The 5,816-nt window shown below is 37.1% G+C and carries 6 protein-coding genes and 1 rRNA gene; 5 read left to right on the top strand and 2 right to left on the bottom strand.

The window, feature by feature from the left end; translation table 11 throughout:
* Nucleotides 1-339 precede the first annotated feature (339 nt).
* Both cwlD and BMX40_RS19755 read left to right on the top strand, forming a co-directional pair.
* The gene (gene cwlD / locus BMX40_RS19760; RefSeq protein WP_090873166.1) at nt 340-1,068 is read left to right on the top strand and encodes an N-acetylmuramoyl-L-alanine amidase CwlD; all 729 of its coding nucleotides are present in this window, start codon (nt 340-342) and stop codon (nt 1,066-1,068) included.
* Between the two features lie 112 nt (nt 1,069-1,180).
* Nucleotides 1,181-2,239 (top strand): Mrp/NBP35 family ATP-binding protein, encoded by a 1,059-nt coding sequence (locus BMX40_RS19755; RefSeq protein WP_090873164.1) that lies wholly within the window; start codon nt 1,181-1,183, stop codon nt 2,237-2,239.
* 139 nt (nt 2,240-2,378) lie between these two features.
* Here the strand turns inward: BMX40_RS19755 and gerD are convergent, their stop codons facing one another.
* Complete coding sequence (gerD, locus tag BMX40_RS19750) at nt 2,379-3,020, bottom strand: spore germination lipoprotein GerD (protein ID WP_090873162.1); 642 nt, start codon at nt 3,018-3,020, stop codon at nt 2,379-2,381.
* Nucleotides 3,021-3,189: 169 nt separating this feature from the next.
* On the opposite strand from gerD, the gene BMX40_RS19745 reads away from it, so the two are divergent.
* Complete coding sequence (locus BMX40_RS19745; RefSeq protein ID WP_090873160.1) at nt 3,190-3,822, top strand: KinB-signaling pathway activation protein; 633 nt, start codon at nt 3,190-3,192, stop codon at nt 3,820-3,822.
* A 45-nt stretch (nt 3,823-3,867) separates the two neighbouring features.
* On the opposite strand, the gene pdaB is transcribed toward BMX40_RS19745, so the two are convergent.
* On the bottom strand, nt 3,868-4,626 hold the full coding sequence (pdaB, locus tag BMX40_RS19740; protein WP_090873157.1) for a polysaccharide deacetylase family sporulation protein PdaB: 759 nt from the start codon (nt 4,624-4,626) through the stop codon (nt 3,868-3,870).
* Between the two features lie 204 nt (nt 4,627-4,830).
* Here pdaB and BMX40_RS19735 point away from each other — a divergent pair, with 204 nt between their 5' ends.
* A complete protein-coding gene (locus tag BMX40_RS19735; protein WP_090873155.1) occupies nt 4,831-5,052 on the top strand; it encodes a hypothetical protein in 222 nt (73 codons plus the stop codon).
* Nucleotides 5,053-5,626: 574 nt separating this feature from the next.
* A 16S ribosomal RNA gene (locus BMX40_RS19730) occupies nt 5,627-5,816 on the top strand; the annotation flags it as partial.

Here is a 5,816-nt window from a genome sequence, read left to right as displayed (position 1 = left end):
TGAGGATCCTCGTTCCTCTATCAGCCATAAATCAGTGTAAATTTTACTAAATATAGGTGAATAAAGGAATGAGGAACCAGAACCATGCTCCAAATGAATGATATCCGCCATTTAGCGGAATGAGGTTCCACCTAGTCATCACTGAGGTTCGTTCTTCCGCTATTTGGATCCAGTGACGGTTAGATGAATCCTACTTCCCCCATTGGCGGAGTCAGAGTCCCCATCTTGGTATGAAATGCAAAGTTACAAACTCAAATGACACTACTGATTCTAAAACCGTCATAATAATAAACCTTGTCCCATACAATGAGAAAAGGAAAAGGATAAGGGGAGAATCATATGGAGCGTTATGGGAAAGGATTATTCTGGGTAATCGGTATAATAGTATTAATAATGTTAATACAAATGCCAGTGCCTAAAACTTCAGATGAAACTTGGGAGGCAACCTGGTCACTCCCACTTTCGGGCAAAACAATTGTGATTGATCCGGGTCATGGTGGAGTCGATGGTGGTGCCGTTGGGAAAGACGATACACTAGAGAAAGACATTGCATTAGCTGTTTCTAAAAAGTTACAAAGCTACTTACAGCAGTCAGGTGCACTTGTATATTTAACGAGACAATCAGATAAGGATTTGGCTGATGAGGAAACGAAAGGACTTTCGAAGCGGAAGGTAGAAGATATACGTAAGCGCATGGACTTTATTCATGAAAAGAATGCGGATTTTTTTGTTACGATACATTTAAATGCTACACCATCTACTAAATGGAGAGGTGCACAATCATTTTATTATCCAAAGTCGGATGAAAGCAGGCATCTTGCCAAAATGATTCAAGCGGAAATTATTCGAAACTTAGAAAACACCAATCGTTCTGCTTTGGCAATTAATAATCTATATTTACTTAAGAATGCAGAGGTGCCTGGTACACTTGTAGAAATTGGCTTCTTGTCTAATGTTGAGGAGCGCGAACAGTTAAAGCAGGAAGAATACCAACGCCAAATGGCAGGTAGTATTTATGAAGGAATATTGCGTTATGTAACGGAAGAACCAGAAGAAGCTGAGGAATAATTAGTAACCCCTTCCATGATTCATATCACTTAGGTTTTGCCTATTTTATGTTATACTAGCGTTGGACAAACTTATAGGGTTTGTAAGCTAGGATAAGGAAGGTGACAGTAAAATGTTGACAAAAGAAGAAGTAGTACAGCTGCTTAATCCTGTTAAAGATCCATTTTTACATAGAACACTTGAAGAAACTGGCGGTGTTAAGGAAGTAACCATTAAAGAAGAGAAAAAGCATATAAGTGTTAAGGTGGCCATTGGAAAGACCAATACTGCTGAACAAATGCAACTTCAGCAAGAGCTAGTAGGTATTTTAAAGAAAAACGGAGCAACAACTGTTGGACTACGCTTTGAGCAACTTCCGGATGAAGTGATACAGAAATACCAACCTGCGATGGAAGATTCCCAAGAGAAAGCGTTAATGGGTGGAAATAAACAACCTAACTTTATAGCGGTAGCAAGTGGTAAAGGTGGGGTTGGAAAATCAACAGTAACCGTTAACCTTGCAATGGCATTGATGCGTTTAGGTAAAAAGGTTGGTATCATTGACGCAGATATATATGGATTTAGTATTCCAGATATGATGGGTGTAGAAGAAAGACCAGTCGTACGTGGGGAAAAAATTATCCCTGTTGAACGTTTTGGGGTGAAAGTTGTATCAATGGGATTCTTTGTAGAGGATAACTCTCCTATCATTTGGCGTGGGCCAATGCTTGGTAAAATGCTGAACAGTTTCTTTAAAGAGGTCGAGTGGGGAGATTTAGATTACCTCTTACTTGATTTACCACCAGGTACTGGTGATATTGCGATGGACGTCCATGAATTATTACCATCTTGTAAAGAGGTAATTGTTACAACTCCACATCCTACAGCGGCATTTGTAGCAGCTCGTGCAGGGCAAATGGCTATTAAAACAGAGCATGAAATATTAGGCGTTGTAGAAAATATGGCTTATTTTGAGAGCAAGACAACAGGTGAGAAAGAATATGTATTTGGCCGTGGTGGAGGTCAGAAATTAGCTGAGGTTTTAAAAACTAAGGTATTAGGGCAACTACCACTTCAACAGCCTTACGAGGATGAAGATGTTTTTGCTCCATCTGTTTATCAAGAAGATCACCCACTAGGGAAGGAATATCATAAAATTGCAGCAAAAGTAGTAGCAAAAGTAGAAGAGTAATATGAAAAAATACTTTCCATATTAAGGATTTTTATCTATTCTTCTACGATTGTTACAGCTCGTTGCCTATAAAAATGAAAAAAGCTAAGGCATACACCCATTTTTTAAATGGAACATGCCTTAGCTTTTTTTTGCGGGGTTAACTGCCACCACCGCCACCTTCTCCACCACCGGATCCACCTTCTCCGCCACCAGATTGTCCACCTTGATCTTGTCCTTGTCCACTTTGATCTCCGCTTCCTTGTTTTTCGGCAGCTTTAAGAAGCAGATCTTGAATTTTTGCTTGAAACAGTGGTGATTCTAATGTTTGTTGTATGGTTTCTTCTAAATGGGATTTCATCTCTTGGCTTTTTAACGTTTGAACGTATTGGTCAGTCATTTCTGGATCCTTTAGCAGTTCGAGCATTTGTTTTTGATATTCGGAGTCCTTCAATAAATCTGTCATCAGCTTTTTTTGATCCTCTTCCATCGATTTTACATATGTTTCGACGAACTTTGGATCTTCAAATAGCTTTTTCCACATTTGTACTCCCTTATCGGAGGAAAGTGCTTCATCTATTGATTGTTTCACAACGCTGGATTCAATAACTAATTGTTTTTGCATTTCTTCATCGGATAATATTTCACCGAGTGCTTTCTTTCCGTCATCGGTTTGCAATATATCAACAACCATTTTTTTGGTCGTATCGTAATCTCCTTCTTGTTTTGCGGCTTCCCCACCACATGCACTAAGTGCAAGTAACAACATTCCAATAAATAACAAGTATTTTAAACGCAGCATACACAGATATCCTCCTTCCGCTTATAGTTAATATGGGTTTAAACAATAAAAATATGCACTTCAAGAAGGAAAAAACAGTGTGTTCATGTTAAAATACGAGTGGACATACTTAGAAATTATAATTTTTGCCAATGAAATAAGTGGATACAGCAAGTAGGAGGAAACCAGATTGAATAGTCGAAAAGTTGTTGGGTTATTTTTCAAGACGTTAGTAATTGGTGGACTAACAGGTCTCATTACTAGTTTTTTTGTTTTTTCAAAGGAATATCAGAACTTCTTAAGCCCGTTGGATATCATGGAATTAGTAGGATTAATCATTTTTTCAATTGGTTTAGGTTTGGTGTTTAGTGTAGTAAGTCAAACGGGATTCTTTGCTTATTTATTTGTAAATAGATTAGGATTAGGGCTGTTTCGCACTTTTTGGCCTACAGTACAAGTATTACTAATTGCATTCGTTGTGTTTGATTTGGTCTATTTTCCTTATCAAGCCACAAAGGGTGATGTAAACATATTATGGTATATCGCAATGGCCCTAGTATTATTAGGATACGGATGGGTTATAGCATGGATTAAAGCAAAAGAAACGAATAAACGAGCTTTTATTCCTGCGCTTTTCTTCATGGTTGTCATTACGACAGTGGAATGGGTTCCGGGTCTTCGAACAGAAGGAACTGACTATGCATGGTTAATGATTATCCCTTTATTAGCTTGTAACACGTACCAATTACTCATTCTTCATCGCTTACAGCAGGATTCGTCAAAGAATGAAAACTCAACGGCGAATAATACGGTAAAAGCATAATTAAACCCTGATGGTTGTATGAACAACGCATCAGGGTTTCGTTATTTAATCAACAATTTCAGATTCAGCATGGGCTTGATTGATAAGCTCCGAAATGGTAGCAAAGTCAAATCCTTTATTTTTTAAGCCAGGTAGAATTGTTTTTAATGATTCAGCTGTCTGTTTGGCTGAATCTGATGCATGCATTAAAATGATATCCCCGTTTGCCGTTTTCTCCATTATATGATCTACAATTTGCTGAGTCCCCGGATTCTTCCAGTCATTAGGATTTACATTCCAATGGATCACTTTATTTCCTAAGCTTTCTGCAAGTTCAATAACTTCCTCATTGAAATGTCCGTTTGGAGCACGTACCAATTCTAAATCTTCATAACCCAGTTTGCGAAAAGTCTCTTTAGCCTGTAAAAGGTCTTTCCTAACTTCTTCGATATCTTGTTCTAAATAGCTTTTATAGCGATAACCAAGCATTCCAATTTCATGTTCGTCATCTGTTATTTTCTTTAAAATATCTGGATGGCGTTCTGCCCATTCTCCGCTAACAAAAAATGTAGCTTGTACTTGATTTTGGTTTAATTGTTTTAGGATATCATGAACTTTCTCTTCTCCCCAGCTTATGTTGAAGGTTAGTGAAATATCAGGCTCATCTGCATTTCCTTTCGTAAGTGCAACGGATTGATCTTGTGAAAAAATACTAAAAGCACCGTCTCGTTCAAATGATAAAAATGTAGCTGCAAAAAATGCAAATGCTAATACTACTAGCAATTTCTTCCAATTTTTAAATCGTAAAACATAGAAATGTTGCATGTAATCACTCCCTATTTAACTGCAAGTCCTATTACATGTTTATGAACGTGTTTCTTAAATATGAACAAGCATTAATAAAAAAAGAAGATAGTTTTTCATTGAAAATGGGTATAGTAATGTGTGGGATTATCAAAAATGAATTACATAAAATCAAATTGTTTGGTAAAGAGTAAAAGTAGTGTGGAATGATATGAGGTGATTAATATGTTAGGGCTAATGATAAATGATATCGAACAAAAAGAAATGGAATATCTAGTGAAGCGGGAGTTAGATGAGTTATTAATGGATTTAGATGATCATCGTATTGATCATATGGTAAAGCGAGCAATGAGAGAGAGGTATAAGATACTATTTCAAATATTACGTCGTGTTTCGAGTGAAAAGGAATGTATGAAATACATACCGAAAAAAAGTAAGAATCAATAGCTATCCCCTTAAAGCCAGCAGGACGACATAGACTCAATGCCCAGTGCGTCGTGAGCCCCCATTTTAAGCCTTGAGGAAAATTTAAAGAGGTTAAGTGGGGGATCCTGAAAGTTAAATTCGTTTTTAAAGAACAATAAGTGAGGGGTAAAAAAATCCCGCTGATTGAGGACTCACCTTGTGAGGTAACTAGTGGGACAGTTAAGCACCGAAATGATACTGTATTCAGCAAAAAATAAAAAAATGCATTTTACTATTGTTTTTTTATTTTTTATATTGATTTTGTAAAATAGCTATGGTATATTAATTTCTGTTGTCAGTTAAGGAAACAAGTAATTCAAATTTAATAAAATTAATTTCGAAAAACTTGTTGACATTTAATTGCAGACATGTTAAATTATATCTTGTCGCTAAAACAAGCGAACAACACAAATTGATCTTTGAAAACTGAACAAAACAACTAGTATGTTAAGATGAAAAACAACCTCGTTTTTCTAACTTATTTAAATCTAGAAGCTAGTGTTTCTAGTAGCTAAGAATTATCATTTGGTTGATTGGTGTCAATCAAATACAAACTTTTTTGGAGAGTTTGATCTTGGCTCAGGACGAACGCTGGCGGCGTGCCTAATACATGCAAGTCGAGCGCGGGAAGCAAGTTGATCCCTTCGGGGTGAAACTTGTGGAACGAGCGGCGGACGGGTGAGTAACACGTGGGCAACCTGCCTGTAAGACTGGGATAACTCGCGGAAACGTGAGCTAATACCGGA

The sequence above is a fragment of the Oceanobacillus limi genome, from assembly GCF_900111445.1.
Taxonomy (GTDB): Bacteria; Bacillota; Bacilli; order Bacillales; family Amphibacillaceae; genus Ornithinibacillus; species Ornithinibacillus limi.
Note: the sequence above shows the minus strand (reverse complement) of the source record. Positions and strands in the feature narration are given on the sequence as shown.